Annotated in this window: 25 protein-coding genes and 1 riboswitch; of the genes, 11 read left to right on the top strand and 14 right to left on the bottom strand. The window is 69.8% G+C overall.

What is annotated here, in order from left to right; genetic code table 11:
* Window positions 1–10 precede the first annotated feature (10 nt).
* Together ACQP2E_RS13560 and ACQP2E_RS13555 are read right to left on the bottom strand one after the other, a co-directional pair.
* Window positions 11–2,305 (bottom strand): putative bifunctional diguanylate cyclase/phosphodiesterase, encoded by a 2,295-nt coding sequence (locus ACQP2E_RS13560; protein WP_433831453.1) that lies wholly within the window; start codon window positions 2,303–2,305, stop codon window positions 11–13.
* A 54-nt stretch (window positions 2,306–2,359) separates the two neighbouring features.
* Window positions 2,360–3,562 (bottom strand): aminotransferase class V-fold PLP-dependent enzyme, encoded by a 1,203-nt coding sequence (locus ACQP2E_RS13555; RefSeq protein ID WP_433831451.1) that lies wholly within the window; start codon window positions 3,560–3,562, stop codon window positions 2,360–2,362.
* 33 nt (window positions 3,563–3,595) lie between these two features.
* Window positions 3,596–3,710: riboswitch (SAM riboswitch) on the bottom strand.
* Window positions 3,711–3,770: 60 nt separating this feature from the next.
* Between ACQP2E_RS13555 and ACQP2E_RS13550 the strand changes: the two genes are divergently transcribed.
* Both ACQP2E_RS13550 and ACQP2E_RS13545 read left to right on the top strand, forming a co-directional pair.
* Window positions 3,771–4,556 (top strand): DUF1684 domain-containing protein, encoded by a 786-nt coding sequence (locus ACQP2E_RS13550; protein WP_433831449.1) that lies wholly within the window; start codon window positions 3,771–3,773, stop codon window positions 4,554–4,556.
* Window positions 4,557–4,566: 10 nt separating this feature from the next.
* The gene (locus ACQP2E_RS13545; protein WP_433831448.1) at window positions 4,567–5,757 is read left to right on the top strand and encodes a M20 family metallopeptidase; all 1,191 of its coding nucleotides are present in this window, start codon (window positions 4,567–4,569) and stop codon (window positions 5,755–5,757) included.
* An 888-nt stretch (window positions 5,758–6,645) separates the two neighbouring features.
* Here ACQP2E_RS13545 and ACQP2E_RS13540 read toward each other — a convergent pair.
* Window positions 6,646–7,203, bottom strand: coding sequence for an HD domain-containing protein (locus tag ACQP2E_RS13540; RefSeq protein ID WP_433831446.1), 558 nt, complete (start codon window positions 7,201–7,203; stop codon window positions 6,646–6,648).
* A 66-nt stretch (window positions 7,204–7,269) separates the two neighbouring features.
* Window positions 7,270–7,545, bottom strand: coding sequence for a hypothetical protein (locus tag ACQP2E_RS13535; RefSeq protein ID WP_433831444.1), 276 nt, complete (start codon window positions 7,543–7,545; stop codon window positions 7,270–7,272).
* Between the two features lie 333 nt (window positions 7,546–7,878).
* Between ACQP2E_RS13535 and ACQP2E_RS13530 the strand changes: the two genes are divergently transcribed.
* Window positions 7,879–8,214, top strand: a complete 336-nt coding sequence (locus ACQP2E_RS13530; RefSeq protein ID WP_433831442.1) for a SemiSWEET family sugar transporter — start codon at window positions 7,879–7,881, stop codon at window positions 8,212–8,214.
* On the opposite strand, the gene ACQP2E_RS13525 is transcribed toward ACQP2E_RS13530, so the two are convergent.
* From ACQP2E_RS13525 to ACQP2E_RS13515, 3 genes are read right to left on the bottom strand one after another with little or no spacing between them, the layout of a single operon-like run.
* Window positions 8,195–9,376, bottom strand: a complete 1,182-nt coding sequence (locus ACQP2E_RS13525; protein ID WP_433831440.1) for a hypothetical protein — start codon at window positions 9,374–9,376, stop codon at window positions 8,195–8,197. The two genes, ACQP2E_RS13530 and ACQP2E_RS13525, sit on opposite strands and share 20 nt — an antisense overlap.
* A complete protein-coding gene (locus tag ACQP2E_RS13520; RefSeq protein ID WP_433831438.1) occupies window positions 9,373–9,873 on the bottom strand; it encodes a SigE family RNA polymerase sigma factor in 501 nt (166 codons plus the stop codon). Before ACQP2E_RS13520 ends, ACQP2E_RS13525 begins: the two co-directional genes overlap by 4 nt.
* Before the next feature lie 49 nt (window positions 9,874–9,922).
* On the bottom strand, window positions 9,923–11,140 hold the full coding sequence (locus ACQP2E_RS13515; protein ID WP_433831436.1) for an MFS transporter: 1,218 nt from the start codon (window positions 11,138–11,140) through the stop codon (window positions 9,923–9,925).
* Between the two features lie 171 nt (window positions 11,141–11,311).
* Here ACQP2E_RS13515 and ACQP2E_RS13510 point away from each other — a divergent pair, with 171 nt between their 5' ends.
* From ACQP2E_RS13510 to ACQP2E_RS13500, 3 genes are all read left to right on the top strand, one after another.
* Window positions 11,312–12,889: a glycoside hydrolase domain-containing protein gene (locus ACQP2E_RS13510; protein WP_433831434.1), complete on the top strand. Its 1,578-nt coding sequence runs from the start codon at window positions 11,312–11,314 to the stop codon at window positions 12,887–12,889.
* A 64-nt stretch (window positions 12,890–12,953) separates the two neighbouring features.
* Complete coding sequence (locus ACQP2E_RS13505) at window positions 12,954–13,463, top strand: metallophosphoesterase family protein (protein ID WP_433831432.1); 510 nt, start codon at window positions 12,954–12,956, stop codon at window positions 13,461–13,463.
* Between the two features lie 9 nt (window positions 13,464–13,472).
* Window positions 13,473–14,168 carry a siderophore-interacting protein gene (locus ACQP2E_RS13500; RefSeq protein ID WP_433831430.1) on the top strand — a complete coding sequence of 232 codons (696 nt, stop codon included), beginning with the start codon at window positions 13,473–13,475 and terminating at the stop codon, window positions 14,166–14,168.
* A 131-nt stretch (window positions 14,169–14,299) separates the two neighbouring features.
* Here the strand turns inward: ACQP2E_RS13500 and ACQP2E_RS13495 are convergent, their stop codons facing one another.
* The 3 genes from ACQP2E_RS13495 to ACQP2E_RS13485 all read right to left on the bottom strand — a co-directional run bounded on the left by ACQP2E_RS13495 (window position 14,300) and on the right by ACQP2E_RS13485 (window position 17,719).
* Entirely contained in the window at window positions 14,300–15,622 is a 1,323-nt protein-coding gene (locus tag ACQP2E_RS13495) for a hypothetical protein (protein WP_433825281.1), read from the bottom strand.
* Window positions 15,623–15,962: 340 nt separating this feature from the next.
* Entirely contained in the window at window positions 15,963–16,844 is an 882-nt protein-coding gene (locus tag ACQP2E_RS13490; protein WP_433831428.1) for a hypothetical protein, read from the bottom strand.
* Window positions 16,841–17,719 carry an SPFH domain-containing protein gene (locus ACQP2E_RS13485; RefSeq protein ID WP_433833918.1) on the bottom strand — a complete coding sequence of 293 codons (879 nt, stop codon included), beginning with the start codon at window positions 17,717–17,719 and terminating at the stop codon, window positions 16,841–16,843. The genes ACQP2E_RS13490 and ACQP2E_RS13485 overlap by 4 nt, the downstream gene beginning before the upstream one ends.
* A gap of 241 nt (window positions 17,720–17,960) precedes the next feature.
* On the opposite strand from ACQP2E_RS13485, the gene ACQP2E_RS13480 reads away from it, so the two are divergent.
* Complete coding sequence (locus ACQP2E_RS13480) at window positions 17,961–18,632, top strand: NUDIX hydrolase (RefSeq protein ID WP_433831426.1); 672 nt, start codon at window positions 17,961–17,963, stop codon at window positions 18,630–18,632.
* A gap of 49 nt (window positions 18,633–18,681) precedes the next feature.
* Window positions 18,682–18,807, top strand: a complete 126-nt coding sequence (locus ACQP2E_RS13475; RefSeq protein WP_433831424.1) for a hypothetical protein — start codon at window positions 18,682–18,684, stop codon at window positions 18,805–18,807.
* Between the two features lie 927 nt (window positions 18,808–19,734).
* Here ACQP2E_RS13475 and ACQP2E_RS13470 read toward each other — a convergent pair.
* The 3 genes from ACQP2E_RS13470 to ACQP2E_RS13460 are packed head-to-tail and all read right to left on the bottom strand — an operon-like array spanning window position 19,735 to window position 24,241.
* A complete protein-coding gene (locus ACQP2E_RS13470) occupies window positions 19,735–21,450 on the bottom strand; it encodes a sensor histidine kinase (RefSeq protein WP_433831422.1) in 1,716 nt (571 codons plus the stop codon).
* A 19-nt stretch (window positions 21,451–21,469) separates the two neighbouring features.
* Complete coding sequence (locus ACQP2E_RS13465) at window positions 21,470–22,648, bottom strand: GAF domain-containing protein (protein ID WP_433831420.1); 1,179 nt, start codon at window positions 22,646–22,648, stop codon at window positions 21,470–21,472.
* Window positions 22,649–22,669: 21 nt separating this feature from the next.
* Window positions 22,670–24,241, bottom strand: a complete 1,572-nt coding sequence (locus ACQP2E_RS13460) for an ABC transporter permease (RefSeq protein WP_433831418.1) — start codon at window positions 24,239–24,241, stop codon at window positions 22,670–22,672.
* 137 nt (window positions 24,242–24,378) lie between these two features.
* On the opposite strand from ACQP2E_RS13460, the gene ACQP2E_RS13455 reads away from it, so the two are divergent.
* Window positions 24,379–25,731, top strand: a complete 1,353-nt coding sequence (locus tag ACQP2E_RS13455) for a hypothetical protein (protein WP_433831416.1) — start codon at window positions 24,379–24,381, stop codon at window positions 25,729–25,731.
* On the opposite strand, the gene ACQP2E_RS13450 is transcribed toward ACQP2E_RS13455, so the two are convergent.
* Entirely contained in the window at window positions 25,710–25,982 is a 273-nt protein-coding gene (locus tag ACQP2E_RS13450; RefSeq protein ID WP_433831414.1) for a hypothetical protein, read from the bottom strand. The two genes, ACQP2E_RS13455 and ACQP2E_RS13450, sit on opposite strands and share 22 nt — an antisense overlap.
* A 106-nt stretch (window positions 25,983–26,088) precedes the next feature.
* Here ACQP2E_RS13450 and ACQP2E_RS13445 point away from each other — a divergent pair, with 106 nt between their 5' ends.
* Both ACQP2E_RS13445 and ACQP2E_RS13440 read left to right on the top strand, forming a co-directional pair.
* Window positions 26,089–26,589, top strand: a complete 501-nt coding sequence (locus ACQP2E_RS13445; RefSeq protein ID WP_433831412.1) for a GNAT family N-acetyltransferase — start codon at window positions 26,089–26,091, stop codon at window positions 26,587–26,589.
* Window positions 26,586–26,972: a VOC family protein gene (locus ACQP2E_RS13440; protein WP_433831410.1), complete on the top strand. Its 387-nt coding sequence runs from the start codon at window positions 26,586–26,588 to the stop codon at window positions 26,970–26,972. Before ACQP2E_RS13445 ends, ACQP2E_RS13440 begins: the two co-directional genes overlap by 4 nt.
* Window positions 26,973–27,000 lie beyond the last annotated feature (28 nt).

Raw genomic sequence — 27,000 nt, 5'->3', positions numbered from 1 at the left:
TGGCCGGACTCTAACCGGCCAGGGCGCTTCCCGTGGTTTCGTTCAGATGAACTCCACCAAAGGTGGAATTCACCACGTCGGCCACTGTCGTGCCGGCGACCAGCATCCGGTCGAACTCCGGCGCCGGCAGCGGCTTGCTGAAGAAGTAGCCCTGCACCGCCGGGCAACCGGCCGCACGCAGCGCCTCCCAGTCGGAGAACTCCTCCACCCCTTCGGCGATCGTCGACATGCCCAGTGAGTGGGCCAGCCAGAGCACCGCGGAGATGATCGATGCCTTGCGCGGGTCGTCGGCGAGACCCGCCACGAACGAGCGATCCAGCTTCACCACGTCGGCGGGCAGCGACTTGAGCCAGGTCAGCGAGCTGTACCCGGTGCCGAAGTCGTCGAGGGCCACGCGTACGCCGAGCTGCTTGAGCAGCGCCAGCCGCTCGCTCACGTCGACGGTCGAGGAGATCAGCGCGGTCTCGGTGACCTCCAGGACGAGACGGGACGGGTCGATGTACGGGTACTCGGCCAGCAGCGCCGCCACCATCGGGACGAAATCCGCCTCGGCGAGCTGACGCGGGCTGACGTTGACCGAGACGTATCCCAGCCAGTCCGACCAGTGCTGCAGGTGCTCGATCGCCGAGCGCAGCACGTGCTCGCCGAGCGGCACGATCATGCCGGTCTCCTCGGCGACGCCGATGAAGTGGCCGGGCGCGAGCACGTTGCCCTGCTCGGTACGCATCCGGACCAGCGCCTCGGCGCCGATGATCCGCCCGGTGGCGGTGGAGACGACCGGCTGGAACCAGAGCGGCAGCGTGTACCGCGGGTCGGCGGCGAGCGCGCGGCGCAGGCGGGCCTCGGCGGCGATCCGCTCCTGCACCGGCACCCGCAGGTCGTCGGTGAAGACCTGGAGACGGTTGCCGCCAGCACGCTTGGCCGCGTACATGGCGGTGTCGGCGGCGAGGACGATCTCGTCGGCGGTGGCCGGGCCGAACGCCGTGGTGACGCCGACGCTGAGCGAGACCGGCACGCCGGCCAGCGGCTCGTCCAGGCAGCCGAGGATGCCGTTGGCAACGGCCAGGCCGGTGCCGGACGGGCCGGGCAGGGCGACCACGAACTCGTCGCCGCCGAGACGGGCGATCAGGGCAGTGGACGGAACCACGGCGGACAGGCGTACGGCCAGGGCGCGGAGCACGTCGTCGCCGGTGTGGTGGCCGGCGCCGTCGTTGATCGACTTGAAGCGGTCGACGTCGATGTAGATGACGCTGACCGGCTCGGCGCTGCCGGTGAGCATGGCGGCGAGGTCGTGCTCGAACGCCTTGCGGGAGAGCAGGCCGGTGAGCCCGTCGTGGCGCACCTGGTACCGCAGCTCCGCCTCGTGGTCACGGGTGGCGGTCACGTCGAAGCAGTGCACGTAGATGAGCCGGAGCTGGTCGTGGCGGTCGTAGAGGCCGGTGCCGTGCACCTGCACCCAGATGGTCGAGCCGTCAGGGCGGCGGTACTGCCGGGTCACGGTCTGCGGCTCCCGGCTGTTCGCGAAGAGGGCAAGGATTGCCGGCTCGGCCGGGTCGACCGGGGTCAGCGGCACGTCGGCCAGCGAGAAGCCGGCCGGCAGCACGTCGGGCAGGCCGAGCCACTCGCGGTACGCGGCGTTGCTGCGCAGCACCAGACCTTCCGGGGAGAACATCGCCATCGGGATGGGCGTCTGGTCGAACGCCACGCTGAGCTGCGCCTGGCTCTCGTCCAGGTTCTCCCGGGCGCGGTCCTCCTCGACCTCGGTGAGGCGCCAGGAGACGATCTGGAAGCCGGCGGCGAGCAGCACCGCGGAGCCGTGGATGAGTGCCCAGACGAGCGGGTGCGCGACGGCCGAGCCGTGGTCGTAGGTGTGGTCGCTGACCAGCGTGCCGAAGACGGCGTGGTGCAGCGTGGTGGCGACCAGGAAGGCACCGAACGGCGCCCAGTCCCGGTACAGCGCGAGCGCCGCCACCGAGATGAAGAAGGTGAAGTGGGCCTCGGTCAGCCCGTGGCTCAGCGACACGATGCCGGCGCACGCGGCCGTGTAACCGAGCGCCACGAAGACCGAGCGCGCCCGCCGTGAGCGCAGCATCGAGGCCGCGATCAGGCACGGGAGCACCAGGCCGACGGTGAGCAGCATCGCGGGGAGGTGATCCTCGTTCTGCAGCACGCCGAACAGCACCAGCGCCACCATGATGACGGCGAGCAGCACCGTCAGCAGCCGGTGCCGGCCCGCCCAGTCCTCGTCGCGCAGTCCGCCACCGGTCGGAAGCCGGTCACGCAACCACTTCATCCAGGTCGCCACACTGATGATGATCGGCCGCAGGCCCGTGCGGGACAGTCACTTCCCGGTAGCGGATCAGGAGTTTCGCAGCCCGACCAGCACTCGGTCGACGTGCTCGGTGGTGCTGCCGAGACCGAAACTGATCCTGAGCAGGCCCGGCGTGACGCCGCACTCCCCGGTCACCGTGCTGCCGGTGAGGCGCCGGACCAGCGGGTGAGCGCAGAACTGACCGGCGCGCACCCCGATGCCGTGATCCCGGCCGAGCCGCAGCGCGACATCGGCCGGATCGTCGTTCGCGAACGCCATCGACACGATGCCCACCCTTGGGTGGTCCGGCCCGAAAAGACTGACCTCGGTCACGCCCGGGATCGTCGCGATCCCGGCGCGCAGCCGGGCGAGCAGCTCCTGCTCCCGCTCGTGCAGAACGTCGCGGTCGGCGTGGGTCAGAGCCTCACAGACAGCCGCGATCGCGACAGCGCCGAGCAGGTTGGGAGTGCCGCCCTCGTGCCTCGCCGGCCCGGTTGCCCACTCCCGCTCACCGGGGCGGTCACCCACGGCGGCGCTCGCTCCACCCCCACAGAGGTACGGGTCAGCGGCGTCCAGCCAGTCCCGGCGGCCGGCGAGCACACCGGCGCCGAACGGGGCGTAGAGCTTGTGCCCGGAGAACGCGACGTAATCGGCGCCCAGGTCGTTGATCGGCCGGTGCGGTGCCAGCTGCGCGGCGTCGACGGCGATCCGGGCGCCGTGCCGGTGGGCGAGCTCGGCCAGCTCCTTGATCGGCCAGACCTCGCCGGTGACGTTGCTGGCGCCGGTGACGGTGAGCAAGGCCTTCTTGTTCTCGGTCAGGGCCTTGTCCACGGCTTCGATCGCCTCGGCCACCGACGACGGGGCGGGCAGCCGCACCTGGTTCGGCCAGGGCAGCAGGTTGGCGTGGTGCTCGCCGTCGAAGACGATCGTCGTGGTGCCGGCGGGCAGGGCCCGGGCCAGCAGGTTCAGCGCGTCGGTCGTGTTCCGGGTGAAGATCACTTCATCGTCCGGGCCGGCGCCGACGAATTCCGACACCACATCGCGGGCTAGTTCGTACGCGAGAGTGGAGGCCTGTGAGCGTACCCCGGTGCCTCGATGAACGCTGCCGTAGCGCGGCAGGAGATCGGCCACCGCCTGGGCCGCGGCTTCGACGCAGGGAGCGGAAGCGGCGTAATCGAGATGGGCGAAAGGCCGGGTCTCGCCGTCGGGAAGAGTGACTTTCAGGTCGTCGCCGACGATGCCGAGGGACATGGTTCGCCTCCGTGAGGTCTCGGGACCCGCACGGGCCCGCGCTTGCCGCGTCGGGATCGACGCGGCCCGGTCCTCACCCGGGGCACCCCATCGCGAACGGAAGGGTTGCCGGCCAGCAAGCCGGGGCTACGCGCTGGCACTCATGACCAGGTCCGACGGTAGCAGACGCGTATTTCCCACGCAATAAGTAGGGATTAGGCTGTGCGGTATGACGATCTTGTTTCAGCAGCAATGGGACGAGTGGCACACCGCGCACGAGAAGCGCCGGGCGGATCCGCACGGGTTTCTCGCCATCACGAGCCTGAACTGGCTGAATGCGACGCCGCAGCGTTTCGACGACGCGCCGGGTTCGTGGAGCACGGGTCCTTCCGGGGTGGTGGTTTCTCTCGCGGATGGGGAGGAGCTGGTTGTCGACGGTGTTGCGGTGACCGGAACCCATCAGTTCGCGCCGCTCGCGGAAAGGGCTGACATCGCCGTGGGCTGGGGCGATGTGGTGATCGAGATCGCTCGGCGGGGAGGATTCGACGTGATCCGGCCGCGCAATCCGGCGAGTAAAGTGCTGGCGGGGTATGCCGGCACGTCCGCGTATCCGGCCGACGAGAAGTGGGTCGTGCCCGGAAATTTCACGCCTTATGAGTCGCCTCGGCCGACCCCGGTCGGGTCGGTGGCCGAGGGGATCGAGCACGTCTACGAGTCGCCGGGGACGGTGTCGTTCAGCATCGGCGGCGACGAGTTGTCGTTGATCGCTTTCAACGGCGCTGCACCCGGCTCGCTGTTCGTGCTGTTCACCGATGCGACGTCGGGACTGACGACGTACGCGGCCAACCGGAGTCTGTTCATCGCGCCGCCGGGGCCGGACGGGTCGGTCACGCTGGACTTCAACCGGGCCACGAATCTGCCGTGCGCTTATACGGAATTCGCGACCTGCCCGCTGCCGCCCGCCGGGAACAAGCTGGCGGTCGCGATCGAAGCGGGTGAGTTGAAGCCGCAGTAGGTTCGGGGTCGTGGCTTCCCTGTTGTCCTCACTGGCACCGGACGTGGTCCGGCTCATCGGGATCCGGTCCACCGCGGACCGGCCCGATGAGCTGCAGCGGGCGCTCGATTTCATGCTCGACCTGGCGGTCGGGCCTGGGTTATCGGAGCGGCGGTTCCCGGAGCGGCAGTTCTCGGAGCGGCAGTTCTCGGAGCGGCAGTTCTCGGAGCGGCAGTTCTCGGAGCGGCAGTTCTCGGTGCGGCGGTTTTCTTCGGGTGGCAAGCCGAGTGCGCTGGTCACCGCGGGTCCGGGTTTGCCGCGGGTGATCCTCAACGCGCATCTGGACGTAGTGCCCGGCGCCGGCGCGCAGTTCTCGGCCCGGGTCGAGGGTGACCGGCTCTACGGCCGTGGGGCGCACGACATGAAGGCCGCGGCCGTGGTGCTCGCCACGGTCTTCCGGGACTGTGCTCGGTCGCTGCCCTATCCGATCGCGTTGCAGCTGGTCACCGACGAAGAGGTGGGCGGGTTCGACGGCACCGGCCATCAGGTGGCGCAGGGCGTACGCGGCGAGTTCGTGGTGATCGGCGAGCAGAGCGGCCTGCGGATCGTCACCGACTCCAAGGGCATCGTGCGGGTTCGGCTGGACGCGACCGGGGTTTCCGCGCACGCGGCCTATCCGTGGCTCGGATCCAACGCGCTGGCCGCGGTGATCTCCGCGGTTTCCTCCTTGACGGCCCGCTATCCGGTGCCGTCCGCCGAAGCCTGGACCACGACGGTGAACGTGGCCCGCGTCGAAACGTCGAACGAGGCCGCCAACATCGTGCCCGCGGACGCGTCGGCGCTGCTCGACATCCGGTTTCCGCCGTCCGATCCTGATCTGGCCGGCCGGTCTGCCGCCGAGATCGCCTCGTTCCTGACATCGGTGACCGGCCCGGCCGTCGAGGTGACGGTGGAGGCACTGGGCGCGCCCCATCATGCGTCTTCGACGAGTGCCTTCGTCTCATCGCTGGCGAAGGCCGCGCAGTCGGTGGGGTACGAGGGTTCGCTGCTCCGGAAACACGGGGCGGCGGACGGCCGGTTCTACTCGGCGCAGGGCGTCGACGCGGTGATCTTCGGCCCGGGCGGGGACGGGCAGCACGGGCCCGAGGAGTACGTGGACCTGCGCACACTCGACCCTTATCGCAACGCCCTGACGACGTTCCTGAGGTCCCTGGCAGGGTGAGCGCCGCCGCGCCCGGGGTTCGCAGAGGCGGGGTCCGGGCCTGGAGTCCCCAGGTCCGGGGCAGGTCGGCGCCGCCCGGGCTAGCTGTTTCCCGAACCGTGCCGCAGCGGGGCGGTGAGCGCACGCGTTCTGCGGGCGCTCACCCTCCCCGGGCCGGCGGTGAGCACACGCGTCTTGCGGGCGCTCACCGCCCTGCACATCACTTTGCGTGGACTGGCGCCCGTGGCTCAGGGCGCACGTGACCGGGGCACACGGTGGCTCGGGGGCCACGTGGCTGGGGGCACACGGTGGCTCGGGGGCCACGTGGCTGGGGGCACACGGTGGCTCGGGGGCCACGTGGCTGGGGGCACACGGTGGCTCGGGGGCCACGTGGCTGGGGGCACACGGTGGCGCGGGGGCCACGTGGCTGGGGGCGCACGGATGCTCGGGGTCGCGTGGATGGCGTCGCACGGTTGCAGTTTGTGTGACTTCATCACGGCCAGGGCGTGGACCCGGGCGCACGGTGGCGTTATGTGCGACCTGACCTACGCCGCGAGCGGGCGCATGTCGCGCTCTCGCCCACGCCGCCCACTGGGCCACTCCCGCGTCCGGGCGGCCGGCTCGGGCAGAGGACCGGCTCGGGCAGAGGACCGGCTCGGACAGAGGACCGGCTCGGACAGAGGACCGGCTCGGACAGAGGACCGGCTCGGACAGAGGACCGGCTCGGACAGAGGACCGGCTCAGCTGGCTCCGTGGCGCGCCATGGTGAAGGCGCCTCGGGCTTGGCGGCGGGCTTGGAGAGAGCCTCAGGACAAGGAGCCGGCGCAGGCCGAGGACCCGGCGCAGGACGAGGACCTGGCTCGTGCGCTGGTGGTGGGGCGGGCTGCGCGATGTGGCAGGGCCTGGAGGTCAGCTCTGGTGGAGGAGGTATTCGACCCGGGTGGCGATGGCTCGCAGGTACGGCCGGCGCAGCGGGTCGGCCTGGGCGTTGAAGGAGCACGGGCCGTGGCGGTGGAGCATCTCCGTGTAGCGGGTCTCCGGGTCGACCCGGTCGCCGCGTGGGCCCACCGTCTGGTCGGCGTAGGTCAGGACGTCGGAGATGAGGTTGCGCTCGTCCGGGAACTCGGCCAGCTCGGTGGTCAGGCCTCGGACGTCGGCGACGAAGCGGGCGCCTGAGTGGTATGCGACCAGGCCGGCGATCTGGGCGGGCCAGCCCTCCCGGGTCAGGTGGCGGGCGCCGTCGATCGGGTGGAAGCCGGTTTCGATCAGCGGTGACGCGTACCCGATGTCGTGGAGCCAGGCGGCCGCGACCAGGAGATCTTCGTCGAGGCCGAGCCGAACGGCGAGGCCGGAGGCTCGCTCGGCGACACCGGCGGTGTGCCGGAACCGGTTGCCGCTGTCACCCAGGAGGGTTTCCGCGATGGTCCGGGCCGCGTCGGCGCGGGTGAGAATGATCGGTGCCGCCATCGTCCGAGATTAGGCCCGATAAGGTTAACAATGAACGAACTCGCGATGGCAGCTCCCTGAATCCCCTCAGGTGCCGCGCACTCGCTGCCTCGGCACACCTGCTGCGGCGAGCTGGCGGGCGAGTAACCCGTTCGGGTTGTCCAGGAAAACGGCGACCTGGTGATCGTCGCCGAGGTCGCATGCCGCAGCGACCGAACCGAGGTTGATCGGGTCGAGATCGAGCACGTCGGCGAGGTCCACGATCAGGCGCAGCGGGCGGACCCGCCGGACCGTGTGAACGAGCAACTGCTGCAGCTCGACAGCCCTGTCAGGACCCACCGAGCCGTGGGGCTGAATGACCACACTTCCATCGGGAGTGGTACTTACCTCAAGAACCGAGCTACGCATCGGATCACCTCTCGTTACCGAGCGTTCAGCTGCCTGACCACCATAAGTGCGCACCCGGAGATCGTCGAGCCACCATCAGGTGCACACGGCATGTCCGGATGGTGAACTCGGTTCGGGGGCGGGCCGAGCCGCGGAATCGGCGGAGGGTGGCCCGGCGAGCCCGGCCATCGTCAGTCATGGCCGGTATTCTGTCGCTTGGTTGCGTTTGCGCTCCCGGCCCTTCCGGCACTCCAGCCCCGGCCGACGCGGCCCGCCAGACCGAGCGCCTTACGTCACGTGAGGTGAACCATGGCATCGATTCTCGGCATCGCGGCTGGTCTCTGGGGCGTGGTGATGGCCGTCGCCCCCGTTCTGCAGATCCGCCGCATGATCGTTCGCCGGTCCTCGGCTGACCTGTCGCTCGGTTACTTCGCGGTGCTGCTGCCGGGTTTCGCCCTGTGGTTCGCGTACGGGTGGACCCGGCAGGACTGGCCGCTCGTCATTCCGAACGTCATCGCGTTCACCGTCAGCGTCGTCACGGTGATCATCGGCCTGTGGCTGCGCCGCGAAACCCCGCGCCGCGAAACCCCGCGCCGCGACAACCCGGGCCGGGAAAACCCGCGCGTCATCGACAGCGCCACGTGACGGCCTGGATCGTGCCGCCGGCGTCGTCGGACTGGCCCGCGATGATGCTGCCGTCGTCGCTGACGGTGCTCGCGATCGTCGCGGTCCCGTCCTGCCGGTGCGATGCCAGGTCCGGCAGGCGGACCACGTCGTCGCCGGTCAGCACGACCGCGTAACCCTTGCGATCGGTGCCGATCTGCCATCCGTACGCGTTCACCGCGTCCGCCGGGTACTGCAGCCCGTCGACCACCTCGGTCACCCCGGTACGCAGGTTCCACCGCACCGCGATCACCGGCGCGGTCCCCCGGCTCCCCTTCAGGCTCTTGGTGCTCGCCATCCCGGTGACCCAGCCGTTGCGGATGTCGAAGGCCTGCGCGATCGCCGCAGGCTTGCCGTCGATCTCGGGCATCGGCAGCTCACGGTGGGTGCCGTCGGGCATCCAGACGTACGGGATCTCCAGGCCCAGGCTGCCGACGACGGTGCCGTCCAGGTCGATGTCGCGGGCCTGCGCGTCGGCGGTTCCGGCCGGCACACCAAGCCGGACCGGCGGCGAGCCGACCGACTCCCAGACCACCGGGTGGCCCTTGCCGTCGTCGCCGGCGATCCGGCCGGCCTCGTTGACGGCGAGGGCCGAACCGGTCGCCGCCAGCCTGGTGACCTTGCCGTCGCGGTACGCGTACGGAACCGGGCCGGACGCGTCGTAGCTCCAGCCGACCGCGGTGCCGGACGGATTGACGTCCTGGAGCGACTCCTCGAGATCACCCGGCAGCATCACCGCGGTGACCGTGCCGTCGTGCCAGATCACCGCCTGATAGCCGCCGGACTTCGGATAGGTGCGCCCGACGATCCACTCCCCGGTGGGGTCGCCGCCGGAGACGAGGGCCATCGGCTCCTTGCCGGGGACCGGAAGCCGGCTGAGAACGCAGCTGGCAAGGCGAGGAGCAGAGGCGGGAGCGGAGGGCGCCGGCACACTGGTCGCGATCACCGCCGGCGGCACGACAGCCGAGGGCTTTGTGATGACAAATCCGGCAGCGGAAGCCAGCACCGTCAGCGCAGCCGCGCTCGCCCCGAGGACGCCCCGCCGGAGCGCTCGCTTGCGGCGGGCGGCGGCGATCGCGCGCCGGATGTCCACGGTGGAAGGTGTATCGGGCTCATCGTCGAGCGTACGCAACAGGTCTGTCATCTCGGCACCTCGATTCGTGGTGGTAGCAGGCGGCGCAGCGCGGCCAGCCCGCGGGAGGTGTGGCTCTTGACGGTGCCGCCGGAGCAGCCGAGGATCGCGGCGACCTCCTCGACCGGGAGGTCGTAGAAGAAGCGCAGCACCAGCACGGCCCGCTGCTGGCGCGGTACCCGGCGCAGCGCGGCCCGCAGCACCTGGCGGTCCTCGGCGCCGGTCTCCTCGATCGGTTCCGGTTCCGGGATCTGCCGGAACAGCCGGACCTTCGACCAGGCAAGACGCTTCTCGTCGAGGTAACCGCGGACCAGCATGGTGCGCACGTAGGCGTCGATGTTCTCGGCGGCGCGGGCCCTCGGCCACTTCAGGTACAGGGTGGTGATCGTCTGCTGCACCAGGTCGTCGGCGCGATGGCCGTCACCGGTCAGGACGTACGCCAGCCGTCGCAGCGCGGGCACCCGCGCCGTGACGTACTCGACGTACTCCTCTTCCGCGCTGTCGCGCATCGCCCGGTCCTTCCGTCGGTGTCGTCACCCCTAGGACGGGGGCGGACACTCAAACGGTTGTCATCGATTTTTCGGATCTCCGGTCCAGGGCGAAGCTCGTGCCGGCCAGGGCCAGACCACCCGCCGCCAGCGCGACTCCGGTCCAGGCGGGGGCCAGATATCCGTACCCTCGGGCGATCACCAGACCGCCGAGCGCGGCACCCAGGCTGTTCGCCAGATTCATCGCGGACTGGTTCACCGCGGCGCCCATCAGCTGCGCCTCCGGCGCGACCGTGATGAGCCGCGCCTGCAGCGCCGGGCCGAGGAAGATGCAGGTCGCGCCGGTCAGGAACGCGCCCGCGAAGAGACCCACCGGCGTCGCGGCGAACAGCGCGAAGAAGACCGTCGACACGATCACCCCGGCGAACCCGGCCAGTGTCGCCACCCGCAGGTTCCGGTCGGCGAACGCGCCGCCGAGGAAGTTGCCGGCCGTCATGCCCAGGCCGAAGACGGCGAGCACCCAGGGAACGGCACCCTCGCTGAGCCCGGTGACCTCGGTCGTCACCGGCGCGATGTAGGTGTTCACCGCGAAGAACCCGGCGAACCCGACCGCGGCGGTCACCGCGACCAGCCAGACCTGCGGACGGCGCAGCGCGCGCAGCTCGGCGGCCGGTGAGGCGTCCTTCTTCGCCGGCGCGTCCGGAACCGTGGCGAGCACCGCCAGCAGCGTCAGCACGAAGACGACGGCGATGACGCTGTAGGCGACCCGCCACCCCGCCGACTGGCCCAGATGCGTGATCAATGGAACCCCGGCGACGTTCGACAGTGTCAGCCCGCCCAGCACGATCGAATAGCCGCGCGCCTCGTTACCCGGACCCATCAGACCCGCGGCGAGCAGCCCGGCCGCACCGAAATAGGCGCCGTGCGGCAGCGCCGCCACGAACCGCGACACCAGGACCAGCTCGAACGTCGGCGCGATCGACGACGCGAAGGTACCCACCGCGAACAGCACCAGAAGACCGAGAACCAGCCGCTTGCGCGGCATCCGGGCGGAGAGCGCGGCGATCAGCGGCGCGCCCGCGACAACCCCTAGGGCGTACGCCGTGATGACCCACCCGGCCTGCGCGACAGCGTCCTCGTGCGACAGTGCCCACGCTTCCGGCAGCAACGCCCGGGCCATGTCGGGCAGCAGCCCCATGGCGACGAACTCGGTCAGACCGATGGCCACGCCGCCCAGAGAGAGCGCGATCAGCGCAGCCCACCGCTGCCGCCCAGTGAGTTGATCCACCACCCTTACGCTAGTGGTCCGGTCCCCGCTCCCTCCCGGCCAGTGGCTCAGGTCACCCGGCAGACCGTTCGGACGGCACCGTCTCGCCCGAACGGCCGTAGCGGTCCGTCTATGCGTTTGTTTACCTCGATGGGCTCGCCGCCCGATGGTTTTCGTCCGATGAGGTATCGAATGCTCCTGAAGTACCGGAAGCGCCTTCTCGGCGCGCTGGTTGTCGCGCTCTGTGTCGCCCCGCTCGCCCTGGTGAACGGGAACGCCGCCGCGGCCGCTGCCCTGCCTCCGCAGCCGGGCACCTTCAAGGGGTACGGCTTCGACGCGTGCACGGCCCCGTCGAGCGACGCGATGAAGGCGTGGCTGAAGTCGCCGTACCGGGCAGTTGGCATCTACTTCGGCGGCAACAACCGGGGCTGCGCGCAGCCGAACCTCACCGCCGCATGGGTACGCGAGCAGATCACCCGTGGCTGGCGCATGATCCCGCTCTACGTGGGACCGCAGGCCACGTGCACCACCACGACGAAGAAGAACCTGATCGACAACAAGAACGCGGAGAAGCAGGGACGCGCGATCGCCGACGACGCGGTGGGGCAGGCGAAACTGCTCGGCCTCGCCAAGGAGAGCGTGCTGATCTACGACATGGAGGCGTACCGGACCAACGACGCGGTCTGCAAGGCCGGTGTCCTCGCCTTCATGAAGGGCTGGACGGCCCGCCTGCACGATCACGGCTATTTCTCCGGTTTCTACAGCAGCGTCAGCTCCGGTGTCGCCGACCAGGTCGCCGTTTACAACAAGGCCGGTTACGTCAAGCCGGACTACATGGACTTCGCCCGCTGGGACCAGGTCGTCACCACCGCCGACAAGGTGATTCCGTCGGCCTATTGGACGTCCGGACGCCGGATGAAGCAGTACCGCGGCGACCACAAGGAGACGTGGGGCGGCGTCACCATCAACATCGACAACGATTACCTGGACTTCGCCCGCCTGCCGTCCGCGAAATTCGGCGACTGGACCCGGAACGGCTGGCCGGACGTGCTGGCGCGTACCAAGTCCAGCGGGAATCTGTTCAGCTATCCGGGCAACGGTTCGTACATCTCCGAGGCGAACCGCACCAAGATCGCCGGCGGTTTCGCGGGCATGAACGCGATCGTCCGGATGGATCTGAACCGGGACGGCTTCGAGGACGTCGTCGCGCGTACCAAAGCTGGGGTTGTCTGGTTCTATCCCGGCAAGAGCAACGGCACATTCGGTACGCGCAAGAAGCTCTACAAGAAGTTCACCCACATGCGCGAATTGACGGCAGTCGGCGACTTCAACCGCGACGGTTATCCTGATCTGCTGGCCACCCAGATCAGCAACGGTGACGTCTACCTTTATCCGGGGAAGAAGGGCGCCAAGTTCGGCGCGCGGAAGGTCCTGGCTTACGGCAACTGGGCGGACCGCACCGAATTCACCGGCGTCGGCGACTACAACCGCGACGGTTATGTGGATCTGCTGGTCAAGGAGACGAAAACCAGTACGCTCTACCTGTATCCGGGCAAGGGGAACGGTTTCAAGACCCGCGTGAAAATCGGTAAGGCGAGTGGTTTCCGCGACATCATCGGAACCGGCGACTTCGACCGCGACGGTTTCACTGATGTCTTCGCGGTCCAGTCGTCCACGGGTTATCTGTTCCTGTTCCGCGGCACCGGCAAAACGCTGCGGGCTCCGGTGAAGATGGCGACCGGCTTCAAGGGCCGAACCCCCCTCTTCTAGTTCGTCGAAGCCGGGCCTGGGGCGCACGGTGGGACCCGCGTTCGGACTCTCGTACCCTCGGGTGGTGCGAATTGTTCTGATGGCCGACACGCATCTGCCGAAGCGGGCGCGGGACCTGCCGGGCGCGCTCTGGTCGGCGGTCGACGCGGCTGATGTCGTGGTGCACGCCGGTGACTGGGTGGATGTTCCGCTGCTGGACGCGCTCGAGGCTCGGGCCGCCCGGCTGATCGGCTGTTTCGGCAACAACGACGGGCCCGCGCTGCGGGAACGGCTTCCGGAAGTGGCGCGGGCCGAGATCGGCGGGCTGCGGATGGCCGTCGTGCACGAGACCGGGCCGGCTTCGGGGCGGGAGCAGCGCTGCGCCGAGCGGTTCCCGGGCACCGATCTGCTGATCTTCGGGCACTCGCACATCCCGTGGGACAGCACCGCGCCGGGCGGGTTGCGCCTGCTCAACCCGGGTTCGCCGACCGACCGGCGGCGGCAGCCGTTCTGCACTTATCTGACGGCTACGGCGGCCGGCGGCGCGCTGACCGACGTGGCGCTGCATCGGCTGCCGCTCCGAGCGCTCACGTAGGCTCGGCGGGTGAGGCAGGTTCTGCTGACCCGGGTACGGGCGGTCGCTGACGTCAACCCTCATATGCGTCAGATCGAGCTGGCCGGGCCGGATGTGCCCCGGCTGCGTCCTCGGCCCGGCGCTCACCTGGTGGTCCACGTTCCGGACGGCAGCGCCGTGGCGCGGCGTGTCTACTCGATCTGGCGGCATGACCCGCCCGACGCCACCCTGACGATTCGGGTCGCTCTGCATCCGGCGGGTGGGCCGGGCTGCACGTGGGCTCGCGCTGTCGCGGCTGGTGACCGGATCACCGTCGAGCCGCCGCGCAGCAAGATCACGCTGGCCCCGCAGGCAGCGTTTCACCTGTTCACCGGGGACGAGACCGGGGCCGTACCCCTGCTGGCGATGCGGGCGGCGCTCCCCCGGGCGACATCCGTGGTGGGTGTCTTCGAGTCGATCGGCGACGACGACGAGATCGGCGAGTCCGACCTGCCCTGGGTGCATCGCGGGCAGGCGCCGGCGGTCGCGTCCCGGACGTTGCTGCGGGCGGTTCAGGGGCTGGAGCTGCCGCCCGGCGCCGGCATCGCCTATGTGGCCGGCGAGAGCGACACGTGCCGGTTGATCCAGCGCCATTTGATCGAGCAGCGGGGCTGGCCGCGGCGTTCCGTGCTCACCCAGCCACAGTGGACACCGAACCGGCCAGGCTTCGGCGCCGGCCCAGCCTGAGGTCCAGCCAGAGGTCCAGCCCTCGACCCCATGAACCGTCATCAGCACTGAGGCAGCCCCGCCCCCTGCGCGAATCTTGAGCGACTTCCGACCCCCGGGAGTCTTCTTCTTGGTTTGTTGGGATGTGGTTGTCAAGTTTTGGTTCGGGTGGTTTTCCGGAGGTATTTGGTGGCGTTGTAGGCGGTGGTGATGGCGATGACTTCGGTGTGGGCGGCGTCGCCGCGGGAGTGTAGGCGCCGGTCGGTGCGGAGCAGGTGCGCGAAGACGGGTTCGATCATCGGGCTGCGGCGGGTGTAGAGCTGCTGGTCGGTGTCGCTGTCTTTGCTGGTCACGCCAGTTAGTGGGATGCCGGTGATGGTCGCGGGTACTGCGGGGGCGAGGAAAGCGCCGTCGGCGAGGTGGTGGCCGAAGGGCTCGATGATCCCGGCTTGGCGGCAGGTGCCGGCAGCGGCGGTGAGGTTGGGCAGCAGCCCGTGGGCGTCGTTGCCGTGTTGCGACAGCAGCCCGGCGATGATGAACTGTCCGCTGATCACGGTGATGGTCAGTAGCCAGCCGAGAATCCAGGCGGGTGTGTTCGCTTTGCCTTTCAGGATCCGGGCGGACCGGTCGGTGAGGTTGGCCCGGGCGGCCGGGCCGTCGCGAGCGGTACCGGAGCCGGCCTGGGCTTGAGTGAGCCGGCTCCGAGCCCGGGCCAGAGCCTGCTGCTTGCCGCGGATACGGATGTGCTGCTCGGGCAGACACGGCGGCCCGCCGCGCGGCGGCTGCCCGGCGGCGGCTCGCGCTTGATAGGTGTCGTACTTGTCCTGCTGGCGGCGGGTCATCTCGGCCAGTTCAGCGGTATGCCGATCGACGCGGGCCTGCCAACGGGTGATCTGCTCGTCATGTCGTGCGGCCGCCGGCCGTCCGCGTTCGCGGGCCTCGGCCTCGGCCTGTTCCAGACGCCGTAACCGGACCAGCAGCAACTGCTCCGCGCGGATCATCTCTGCGTAGCCGTGCTCGAGGAACCTCGCCAGATCAGGATCGTCGAGCATGTCCTGACGGCGTTGCTGCAACCCGGCCAGCTCACGACGCGCCGCGTCGATACGGGTAGTGATCAGCGGGGCCGTCATCGTCTTCGACAACGCGGCCGGCGCGATCACCGGAGTGCTATCCGTCGCGGTCACCGACACATCGACCAGTCCCGCCTGACCAGAGACCCTGATCAGCGAGTCCGCGACCGTCTGCCAGCCCCGGCGATGACCTTGCACGAACCGGCGCAGACACGCCGCCGACGGCACCTGCTCGCGCTGCCACACCACCCGCAACGACGCTTGTTCCCGACACGCCCGGGCCATGTCCTGCGGACTACGCCACTGCCGGCGGTAACACCACCACACCGTGACCAGCATCAACCGCGGGTCATACGGCAACCCGCCCACCCCATCAGCCCGGTAATCCTGCTCGAACCCCGACATGTCAACACGCTGCGCCAACGCGAGAAACCGGAAAATCTCCGGATCCGCCCACCCCCGCACCTGCTCAGACACCGGCTGCTCAGGCCCACGAAAACGACGTCCCATACCTGCCGCTCTACGCCCTCACACCCACCACTTCCCACCCCACCACCCCAACGAGGGACCCGAAACCACCCCAACAAGGCATCGACAACAACCCCACCAGCCCTCAAGAAGAAGACTCCCGGAGGGCAATAATCGCTCAAGATCGGCAAAGCACCGCACGGCACGGCACGGCGCGGCGCACAGGGCGCGGCGCGGCGCGGTACGGCAGGGCGCGGCGCGGCGCGGCGCAGCACCCTCAGATCAGGTTCAAGCGGCGACCAGCCACACCGATCCGGATCCGCTGCCCCCAGGACAACTCCAAAGCGTCCGGCTCCACCCCGTCGGCGAACACCACCAGCCGCTCCGACTCGCTGGTCAGCTCCAGTTCGTCACCTCCGGCCAGCACGCCCGCGACCAGAGAAACGCCCGTCGCCGGTGACGGCCAGGCCTCCCGGACGTACCAGCACAGCGCCGCTTCCTCCGGGGCAGGCGCGGGCGGCGCGGAAGCCCGCTCCTTGGCGATCGAGGCGCACCAACCGGTAGCGCCAGTACCGGTACCGGCGATCAGGCCGGATGACGACTGGCGTTCCCTGGCCCCGGCCTGATCCGACAGGATGTAACGCGCCGACTGGTGACCGGCGTGCCCCACATAGATCTCGTTCAGGCCGTACAGCTCCTGCCCGTCGTCGAGCCTGGCCACCACCATGGTGCGGCTCTGCCCCGCCGGCCGGTCGCGCAGCAGGCCGGCCACCGCATCGGGCCGATGACGCACCAGCACCCCGGCATTGCGCCCGGGTTCCGGGTCGACGCCGATCACCGGCTGGCCGTTCAGGTACTTCGCCACGTTCGCCACCAGGCCGTCCGGGCCGACGGCGACCACGATGTCCTCGCGCGCGAACAGGAAGCGGGGCAGGTCGGCGCGTTCCAGATGACCGCGCCGCCAGTCGGTGGGCACGGCCGCGCCGACCCGGGTCAGCGCGTCCTGCAACGCCTCGTGCCGGGCGGTCACCTCGTCCAGGTCGCGGCCGCGCCGGCTCAGGAAGAACGCTGCAGCACCCCGGGTTCCGTGCCGGGCAAGCAGCTCGTCGAGCTCACTACGCCGCGACACCACCACCACGCGAGGAGGAAGAAGACTCATCCCAGCCGCCCGACCAGCTTGCTGAGCAGATCCGGCGTGACCGTCAGCTCGCCGATCGCCGGCACGTGCGCGGCCAGCTCCTTCAACGCCAGCGCCTGCAGCACCGCCGGCGGCAGATCCCGGTACGCGGCCAGGCGCGCCGCTTCCGCCTCCGCCTCGGCCAGGCCGACAGCTCGGGCTCCGGCGGCGCGGGCCTCATCCCGTACCCTCGCTGCCTCTGCCTCGGACGCCGCAAGGCGCCGCAGCCGCTCGGCTGACGCGGTGCTCGCGACCTCTTCCCGATCGGCTTCGGCGCGGGCTGCCACCAGCTGCGTCTCGGCGTCGAGTTCGGCTTCGCGGCGGGTGTTGGCGCCGTGCTGCTCGACGAGTTCCTGTTCGCGGCGGGCAAGTTCGATCTTGCTTTGAAGCTCATTCTCGGCGATCGCCTGCTCCTGCTGGACCGCGTGCGCCCGGCGCGCATAGGTCGCCCGGTCCGCGTCCTGCTGCACCTGCTCGCGGGTCGGCGTCTGCAACGCCCGCTCCAGGTCGGGCTCGGGCCGGATCGCCACGACCCGGGCGCTGACCACCGACACCCCCGTCTCGGTGAGTCGCGGGTCGGCAGCGAGCGCGTCAGCGACCGACTGCCGGATCCGCGCGACGCCGGTGGTCAGCGCCTCGGCCAGGGGCAGCCGGGCGAGCAGGTCGAGCGCGGGCTGCTGCGCCAGCTCGGCGAGAAGCCCGGCGACCTGGTCGAGCGGCTGCCCGCGCCAGGTGCCGCGGTAGGGGTCGATGGAGAAGTCGAGCCGGCCCGCTGCCGCGGCCGGGTCGCTCACCCGGTAGGTCACTGTCGCCTGAACGGTCACGTCCGCGAAGTCTTCGGTACGCGCGTGGAACAGCAGCGGCAGCTCCCGGTCGTCGACCGGAACCCTCGGACAGCGCCGCGGTCAGCGGCCGGTACCAGAACGACAGCCCGGTCCCGGCCCGCTTCTCCACGCCCCGAACCGTGTGACTGACCCAGCTCGTCGGCGCCGACCGGAGGTGCCGCAGGTGGAAACGCCGTGTCACGTCAGCCATGTTCGTGCCTTTCGCTTGTATCTCGTCAACATGACGATAATGCCGCCCGCTATTATCGTCAACATGACGCTTAACATGGCGGCGGTCACGGTGGATCTCGTACTGCTGACGATCCGGTCCGGTGGCCTGCAGGTGCTGCTCGTGCAGCGCGGCATCCCGCCGTTCGAGGGCGAGTGGGCGCTGCCCGGCGGTTTCGTGCTCCCCGACGAGGACCTGGACACCGCCGCCCGGCGGGAACTCCGCGAGGAGACCGGCCTGGATCCCGAGGCCGGCCACCTGGAGCAGCTGGCGACCTACGGCACGCCGGGCCGGGATCCGCGCGGCCGGGTGGTGACAGTGGCCTACCTGGCACTGCTGCCGGACCTGCCCGCCCCGGTGGCCGGAAGCGACGCGTCCGGCGCGGAGTGGCGCTCGTCCTCCGCCGGCCTCGCCTTCGACCACGACCGGATCCTCGCCGACGGCCTGGAGCGCGCCCGGGCCAAGCTGGAGTACACGTCCCTGGCCACCGCGTTCTGCCCACCCGAGTTCACCGTCGCCGAGCTGCGCACGGTCTACGAGACGGTCTGGCAGACCACCCTCGATCCCCGCAATTTCCACCGCAAGGTGACATCGGCCGAGGGCTTCGTCGAACCGACGGGCGCCACTGCCATCCGCGACCGAGGCAGACCGGCCCAGCTCTACCGCCGAGGGCCGGCAACCCTGCTCCACCCGCCCTTACTGCGCCCCTCCCGCTGATTCCTGGGTACGCGTAAAGGGCCGCAGCCTGGTCCGCAATGCTGATCAGATGGAACGAGCGGGCCTGGGACAGCTGCACCCGGTGACGAACCCGGCCGGAGTGGCGGACTGGGTGGTCGCCGGAGCTCTGGAGGGCGACCGAAATGTGCTGCCGGGCCGGGCGAGGTTCGCGTGACGCTGTCCAGCACCTGCCACCCCGCGCGGATCTTGAGCGACTTTCAACTCCCCGGCAGCCACAATCGCTCAAGCTTCACTGAGGGCGGGGCCATCGCATGGAGATGCCATGCGTGTGCATTCTCGGCCCTGGAACACGACCATCCGAAGGGAATCGACGGCTGGTCCTCAGGTGCCGGCGTTTCCAGGCGGGCGGTCGGACTGCTCCTCCGGCCGGCTCGGTGTCCACTGTGCCTGGTTGAGCACGGAATCCCCAGGCCAGCACTGCGGCTCGATCAGGTGGAGCTGGATCAGCCCGCACGGGTGGCGCTCCCGGCTGGATAAGCGACGGCCGACGGACGCCCGCGATGTACCCGGGTAGGCCGGACTCACCGGCCCGCTGCCGGAGCCCCGCCGTCGCCGGTCACGGACGGTGAGTGGTTGGCGAGGAGTGCGGGCTCAATCTTGGAGACTTGTGGGTGCTCTGACCCCCACAGGTCTCCACAAAGCTCAAACTCTCCGCTGTTGTGGTGGCAGCGCGTCACCGGGGCGGTCGCGGGCCAACCGAAGTCGCCGCGCCGCTCTGTGCCCCGCACCCGCACCCCCACCCCCACCCCCACCCGCACCCGCACCCGCACCCGCACCCCGGCGGATCTTGAGCGATTTTCTACATCGGGGTGTGGAGAATCGCTCAAGATCGGCGAGAGGGCGGAACGCGAGCGGCGGCTCGGCGAGAGGGCGGAACGCGAGCGGCGGATCGGCGGGCGGCGGCTCAGAGCGAGGGCGGCACGCGCGAGCAACGGCACGGCACGAGCAACGGCACGGCACGGCACGAGCAACGGCACGGCACGGCACGAGCAACGGCACGGCACGGCACGAGCAACGGCACGGCACGGCACGGCGCGAGCAACGGCACGGCGCGGCGGGTGCGAGCGGTGGCTGGGTGGTGTCAGTCGGGGAGGGTGAAGAGGACGCGGGTGCCGCCGGTGGGGTTTTCCTCTACGCGGATGGTGCCGCCGTGGCGATCGACTATGCGCAGGCAGCTGGAGAGGCCGATGCCGTGGCCGCCTGCTGGGGCGTCGTCGAGGCGGGTGAACATCTCGAAGACGCGGTCGCGCTGGGCGGGTGGGATGCCTACGCCGTTGTCGGTGACCGCTATCTGCCACGCCTCGGGGGAACGGGTGGCGGTCACTGTTACATGGGCCGGGCGGTCCGGGTGGCGGTATTTGATCGAGTTGGCGATCAGGTTCTGGAGCAGCTGGCGGGCCAGGATCGGGTCGCAGGCTACGACTGGCAGCGGTTTCGGGGCCTCCACGGTGGCGGACGACTCCTCCACCAGGGCCTGGAGGTCGGCCAGCACCTGGTCGACGATGTCGCCGAGGTCGGCGGGCACACGGTGGACCGGGGCGCTGCCGGCCTGGGCGTACTGGAGCAGCGAACCGATCAGGTCGCGCATCCGGGTCACCGCGCGCTGGCAGGCGGCCACCCACCGCTGGGTGTCGGCGGTCGCCGTCTCCTCGAGCAGCTCCAGGTGGGCGTGCACCGCGGAGAGCGGGGAGACCAGGTCGTGGCTGACCGCGCCGGCGAAGTTCGTCAGGTCGGCGTTGGAGCGGCGCAGGTCCTCGTTCGCGGCGGCCAGCTCGCGCCGGGCCGCCTCGATCGCGCGCTGCTGGGCCCGGTCGGTGGTCACGTCGGTCATCGCCACGACCGCGCCCATCGGGGTGCCGTCGCCGGAGATCAGCGCGCGGCCGCTCACCGTGACGTGGACCGGGCCGGCTGCCGGCCGTTTGATGATCATCTCGGCGTTCTCGACGGTGCCGTCGCGCAGGGCGCGCAGCAGCGGGATCTGCGTCGGTGGCAGCAGCGTCACGCCGTCGGTGGCGTAGAGCTGGTAGCGGTCGGAGAAGTCCTGTGGTTCCAGCGTCGGGTCGGCGTCGATGCCGTGCCACTCGCGGGCGGCCCGGTTGAAGACGGTGAGCCGCCCCGACTGGTCGGCGGCGACCACCGCCACGTCGATCGTCTCCAGCAACGTGTCGGTCCAGCGCTGGCGGGCTTCCGCGATCAGCGCCAGCTCGCGGTTGAGGCGGGCCTGCCTGCGGCGTTCGAACAGGGCCAGAATGACGGCGGCGAGATCCTTGAGCCGGGCGATCTGAAAATCGTCGAGCGTGCCCGGCTCGTTGTGGAAGACGCACAGCGAGCCGAGCGCGTACCCGTCCGGGGTGACCAGCGGCGCCGAGCCGTACAGGCGGACGTCGGCGAGGACCCCGGTCACCCACGGATTGGCCCGGTAGTACGGGTCCTTGCTGGCATCCGGCGTGTACATGAAGTCGCCGGCCTCGAAGCGGACCGCGCACATCGAGTCGGTGCGCGCCGAGTCACCGCCCTCGAAACCGACAGTGGTCAGCTGGCACTGGCGGTTCTCGTCGATCAGGTTGAGAGTGGCGGTGGGCACGGCCGCGACGGAGGCCGCGACTCGCACGACCGCTTCGAGTTCGTCGTCGGCGGGGGCGTCGAGCACGTGGTACTCGTGCAGCGCGGCAAGCCTCAGCAGCTCCCGATCCGGGTTCGGCACGAGAGGGCCTGGCACGAGAGGGCCTGGCACGAGAGGGCCCGGCACCAGAGCGTCCGGCTCGACGAGGTGGTCCGGCACGACGAGATGGTCCACCCCTCACCTATCGGCAGGCTCAGCGTGGATCTGACCCCCGCGCGCCACCGGTGGTCGCGGCGCTGAGCAGGGACTCGATCAGATTCTGCATCCGGTCCACCTCCTGGGTGGCCGGTTCGACGGGCAGGCCCGCCTCGTCGGCGAGCAGTTCCAGGTACCCGCCGACGGCGGCGAGCGGGGCGATCAGGTCGTGGCTGACCGCGGCGGCGAAGTTCGTCAGGTCGGCGTTGGAGCGCAGCAGCTCGGCGTTCGCGGCGGCAAGCCGGGACCGGGCCTCTTCGATCAGGCGTTTGCGGGTGGCCTCCGCCGTGATGTCCTGCAGCGCGACCACCGCGCCGATGATCCGCCCGTCCGCGTCGTGCAGCGCCTGGGCGTTCGCCCGGACCACCCGCACGCCGCTTTTCGGCCGCCGCATGACCATCTCCTTGGCGATGACCGGGCCGCGCCCGCTCAGAGCCATCATCAGGGGCAGCTCGTCGTCCGGCACAAGGGTACGGCCGTCCGGCTCGTACAGCTGGAAGCGCTCGGCGAGGTTGACCGGTCCGGCGGAGATGTCCACGTCCAGAGGGTGGCTCTCCCGGGCAGCCCGGTTGTAGATGGTCACCTGGAACGCGGTGTCGAGCGCGATCACCGCCACGTTGATGCCGTCGAGCAGCGCCTCGGCCCATTCCTTGCGGGCCTCGGTGATGGCTGCGAACTCGGCGGTCACCCGCGTCTGCCGGCGCCGCTCGAAGAACGCGACGATCACACCGGCCAAATCTTCGAGGCGTCTCGCCTGCTCAGGGCTGAGTTCATGCGGCTCGTTGTCGAAGACGCAGAGGGTACCGAGGACGTGCCCGTCCGGGGTGATCAGCGGGGCGTTCGCATAGAAGCGGATCAGCCCGCGCTCGCCGGTCACCCACGGATTGTTTCGGTATGCCGGATCGAGGCTCGCGTCCGGCAGATTCACCGGCAGTCCGGTGCCGAGCCGGACCGCGCACATCGAGTCGTCGCGGTCGCAGTCACGCCCCTCGACACCGACCGTGGTCAGCATGACCTGGCGGTGCTCGTCGATCAGATTGAGTGTCGCGGTGGGCACGCCGGCCACCGCAGCGGCGATCCGCACCACCGCACGCAGCTCCTCCTGCGGCGGGGTGTCGAACAGGCGGTATTCATGCAGCGCAGCGAGCCTGCCCGACTCCCGTTCCGCGCTCTTCACCCCGTCAGTATCGCCACTTTTTCAGTACCCCACGTCCCTCCTCCGAAAGCCGGCGAAACCGGCCGCGACGAGAACGACGACGACCGCGGCGAGGGCGGCCGGCGGGCCGGCGGTGACCGCGTCCAGGGGTGCGGCCGGCAGGTGCGTGAACGGTGAGGCCTGCTGCGACCAGTCCGGCAGCCGGAACGAGTCGGCGAACAACGCGACGACCGCGCAGTAACCGAGCGCGGCCCAGCCGGCGGCCGCGGCGGCCGACGCCAGCCAGCCGAAACCGAGCACCGCGACGGCGACGATCGCCCAGACGGCCGGCAGGTACACCAGGGCCGCTCCGGCCATCCGGATCGCCTGACCCGGCTCGCCGACGGTCATCCCGTACGTCAGGCCTTCACCGAAACCTGCCGTGACCAGGACCAGCGCGCTGCCGGCCAGTGCTACGCCGAGGTGGCTCGCCAGCCAGGCGGCGCGGCTGGTCGCGGCGGCGAGCACAACCTCGGCGCGGCCGGCCGTCTCCTCGGCACGGGCGCGCAGCGTCGCGGAGACCCCGAATGCTGCCGCCAGCAGGGCGCACAGCGTCAGGCTCAGAGCCAGGTACGCGTCGACGACGTCCGCCGCCCCGCCGGGCAGATAGGCGGCGACCTCCGGGTTGTCGGCGATGTACTGCTCGATGCTGTCGCCGATCGAACCGTAGGCGGCGCCGAGCAGGCCGACACCTGCCGTCCAGCCGATCACCGTGCCCCGGTGCAGGCGCCAGGCCAGCCCCGCCGGGCCGCGCAGCGCCCAGGACGCGTGCGGGCGGCCGAACCTCGGGCGGATCAGGCCGGCGCCGGCATCGCGTCGGTCCAGAGTTTTGTGGGCCGCCAGGGTGAGGGCGCCGAGCGTACCCAAGATCAATAAGAGTGGCCACCAACGGCCGGGACCGTAAGGGAAGGTTCGCTGGCCCCAGCCGATCGGGGAAGCCCAGGCCAGGGCGGGGTTGCCGGCGTCGCCGGCGGCGCGGAGAGCGTAGCTCGCGCCGATGGTCATTCCGGTGAAGCTGTAGACGCCGCGGGTGTGCTCGAAGATCTGCGCGGCGAGGGCGGTGACCGCGGCGAAGACCAGGCCGACGCCGGCGAGGGCGGCACCGGTCAGTGCGGAACCGGCGAGCGGCAGACCGGTACCGGCCAGAACCGCTGCGACGACGAGGCCCACCGTCAGATCTGCGAGAGCGGCCAGGGCGAGCGCCGCGTAGAGCGGGGAATGCCTGCCCACCTGGGCGGATCGGATCAGCTCGGTGCGGCCGGCCTCCTCGTCGGCGCGGGTGTGCCGGCCGACCAGGAACATGTTCATCAGCGCCACGATGATCGCGCCGAACGCGAACATCTCGAAGACGATCTCGTTGCCGATGGTGCCGAGGAGTTCGGATGGGCCGCTCATCGCGATCACCGCGGTGTTGCCGCCGAGCGTGGCGCGGAGCTGGGCAAGTTTTTCCGGGGTGTCGTAGAGGTTCTGGCTCTGGGTGGACTGGATCAGGAAGAGCAGCCCTACGCCGGCGATCCACAATGGCAGGACGCGTCGCTCCAGGCGGAGATTGAAAGCGATGAGTATGCCGGTCATCTCCGCATGCTCCTCCCCCATGCGGCGCCATGTCCTCGGCGGAACGGGTGCTCCTTCAGGTGGTTCATGGACAGCTGCGTTGACTTGGATCGGGGGCGGGTCTACCGCTGAAGGTCACACCTCCAGGAGGTACTCCCATGTCAGTCGCACTCGACCGCAGGCTTGCCGAGACCGGCACCCGGTTCCGGATCTTCCCGCAGCCCCGATTCCTCACCAAGGCCGACGGCACTCCGCTGTTCCCGGAGCCGGAGACCGTGACGGTCGCCCCCTCGCCGGGCGCCGTCGAACGCGGGCCCGCCGACGACCGGATGTTCGTCGTCGACGCGATCGGCAAGCTGCCGTACAACCAGTTCTTCCGGCCCCCGTACACCGGTGCGGCCCGGGACCCTGTCGAGCCGGGACCGGACGGTCACTTCGACCACCTCGACCCGGCCGGCCGGGAATTCTCGGCGGCCACCATGTACGCCACGGTGCGGCGCGTCCTCGACATCTGGGAGGACTACTTCGGGCGTACGATTCAATGGCATTTCGAATCTGATTTCGCCCGTCTCGAACTGATCCCGCTGATCGAGTGGAACAACGCCCAGTCCGGGTACGGCTTCCTCGAGTTCGGGTTCGGCCGCACGCCGACCGGCACGATCGACCACACCCGGCCGTTCTGCGAGAACTTCGACGTGCTCTCCCACGAACTCGGGCACAGCCTCATCTTCGCCGAGGTCGGCGTCCCGTCCAGCCCGTCCGACGAAGGCATCGATTACGGCGGCATGCACGAGTCAGCCGGTGACCTGGTGGCGATCGTCGCGTCGCTGCATTTCCACTCGGTCGTCGACATGCTGCTGGACAACACGAAGGGCAACCTGCTCACCATCAACGGCCTGGACCGGGTCGGTGAACTGTCGGACAGCAGGCAGATCCGGATCGCGTTCAACGCGCTGCGCATGTCGGATGTGAACGACGAACCGCACGACCGGTCGATGCCGCTGACCGGCGCCATCTTCGACACGATGGTCGAGTTCTTCCAGCAGGACCTGGTGAACAAGAAACTGATCACTGACGACCTGCGCAACCGCTCGACGAACCTGCCCGGCACCGTGCACGACCTGGACCAGATCCAGACCGATTTCGCGGCCGCCTATGCGGGCAACGAGGCCGCGTTCAAGGAGTCGCTGCTGCTGGCCCGCGATTATCTGGGCCGGCTGCTCGCCACCACCTGGTCGGCCATCTCACCGGATTTCCTCACCTATCACGGGATCCTGCGGGCCATCCTGGACGCCGACCGCACCCTGACCGGAGGCGCGAACGCCGCGATCATCCGGTCGTGTTTCGCCTGGCGGGAGATCGCGCCGGTGCCGGCGTCGATGCTGATGCGCCAGCACACGCTCACATCGTGCGGGCTGGAGGCCACAGCTTCACCGGCTGCGGCCTCGGCTGACGGGTTCTCGGCGATGATTCCGGTGCCCCGGAACAGTTACCAGAACTTGCGCCGGTAGTGACCGTGGTTGCGGTAGTGCCCGTGGTGCCGATAGTGGCCGTGATGGCCGTAGGCACCCGGGTGCCCGTAACCCGGCTGGCCGTAACCGGGCTGGCCGTAGCCCGGGTGGTAGCCGTGGCCCTGGCTTCTTGCGATGCGGTGGTTCACGTCGCGCAACAGGGCGTCGACGGCCGGGTTGTGCCGCTTTTGTGAGGCGCGGTGAAGCTTGGACGCCACCATCGAGAGCACGAAGCGCTTCACGAAGCCCATCTCGGCTGTCTCCTCTGTTTCTGGGGGACTCCCAACGGTACGGGGTGAAGTCCAGCCTGACCTGTATGTTTGCTGTGCGGTCGTTGAGTCTCTCTAGGGTTACGGCATGGAGATCCGACCCGCCGTCGTGGCGGACGCTGACGCTCTCGCCGAGGTGCACGTGCTCGGCTGGCAGGCTGCCTATCGCGGGATGATGCCGCAAAAATATCTCGACGGGTTGTCGGTGGCCGATCGCGCCGACGGGTGGCGGAGCTGGCTCGCGACCATCCAGCCGCCGCAGGCGATCCTGGTCCTCGACCCCGGGGTTGCCGGGTTCATCACTGTTGGTGCTGACGACGAGGAACCTGGGGTCGGGCGGGTCTATGCGATCTATGTACGGCCGGGGTCGTGGGGGCAGGGACGCGGCCAGGCGCTGATGGCGGCCGGGGTGCGGCAGCTGGCGTCGTCCGGGTCCGGGTTTTCCGAGGCGACGCTGTGGGTGCTGGAAGCGAACGTGCGGGCGCGGCGTTTTTACCAGGCCGCCGGGTGGTTTGCGGACGGCGGGAGGCTGGTCGACGAGTCGCGCGGCTTTCCGCTGGAGGAGATCCGTTACCGTCGGCGGCTATGAGTCGCCGGGGCCTGGTGCATCACATCGAGCTCTGGCTTGAGGACGACGGCTCGTTGCCGTGGTTGCTGGAGCGGCTCGGGTACGTCCCGGGCGGCCGGTGGGCTTCCGGCGGCAGCTGGGTGCTCGGTGACATGTACGTCGTGCTCGAGTCCGGACCGGATCATGTGCATGGCCGGCATGAGCGGCTGCGTAGCGGACTCAACCACCTGGCGTTCTGGGCCGGAAGCCGGGCTGAGGTCGATGCCGTGGTCGGTGAGGCCGGGCAGCACGGATGGACGCTGATGTTCACCGACCGGCATCCCCATGCCGGCGGGCCGGATGTCTATGCCGCATATGTGGAGAACGCGGCGGGTTTCGAGGTCGAGCTGGTCGCCGAGGACTGAGCGTCCGCGGTAAAAACGGCGCGGACGG

The sequence above is a fragment of the Actinoplanes sp. CA-015351 genome (assembly GCF_050955685.1).
Lineage (GTDB): Bacteria > Actinomycetota > Actinomycetes > Mycobacteriales > Micromonosporaceae > Actinoplanes.
Note: the sequence above shows the minus strand (reverse complement) of the source record. Positions and strands in the feature narration are given on the sequence as shown.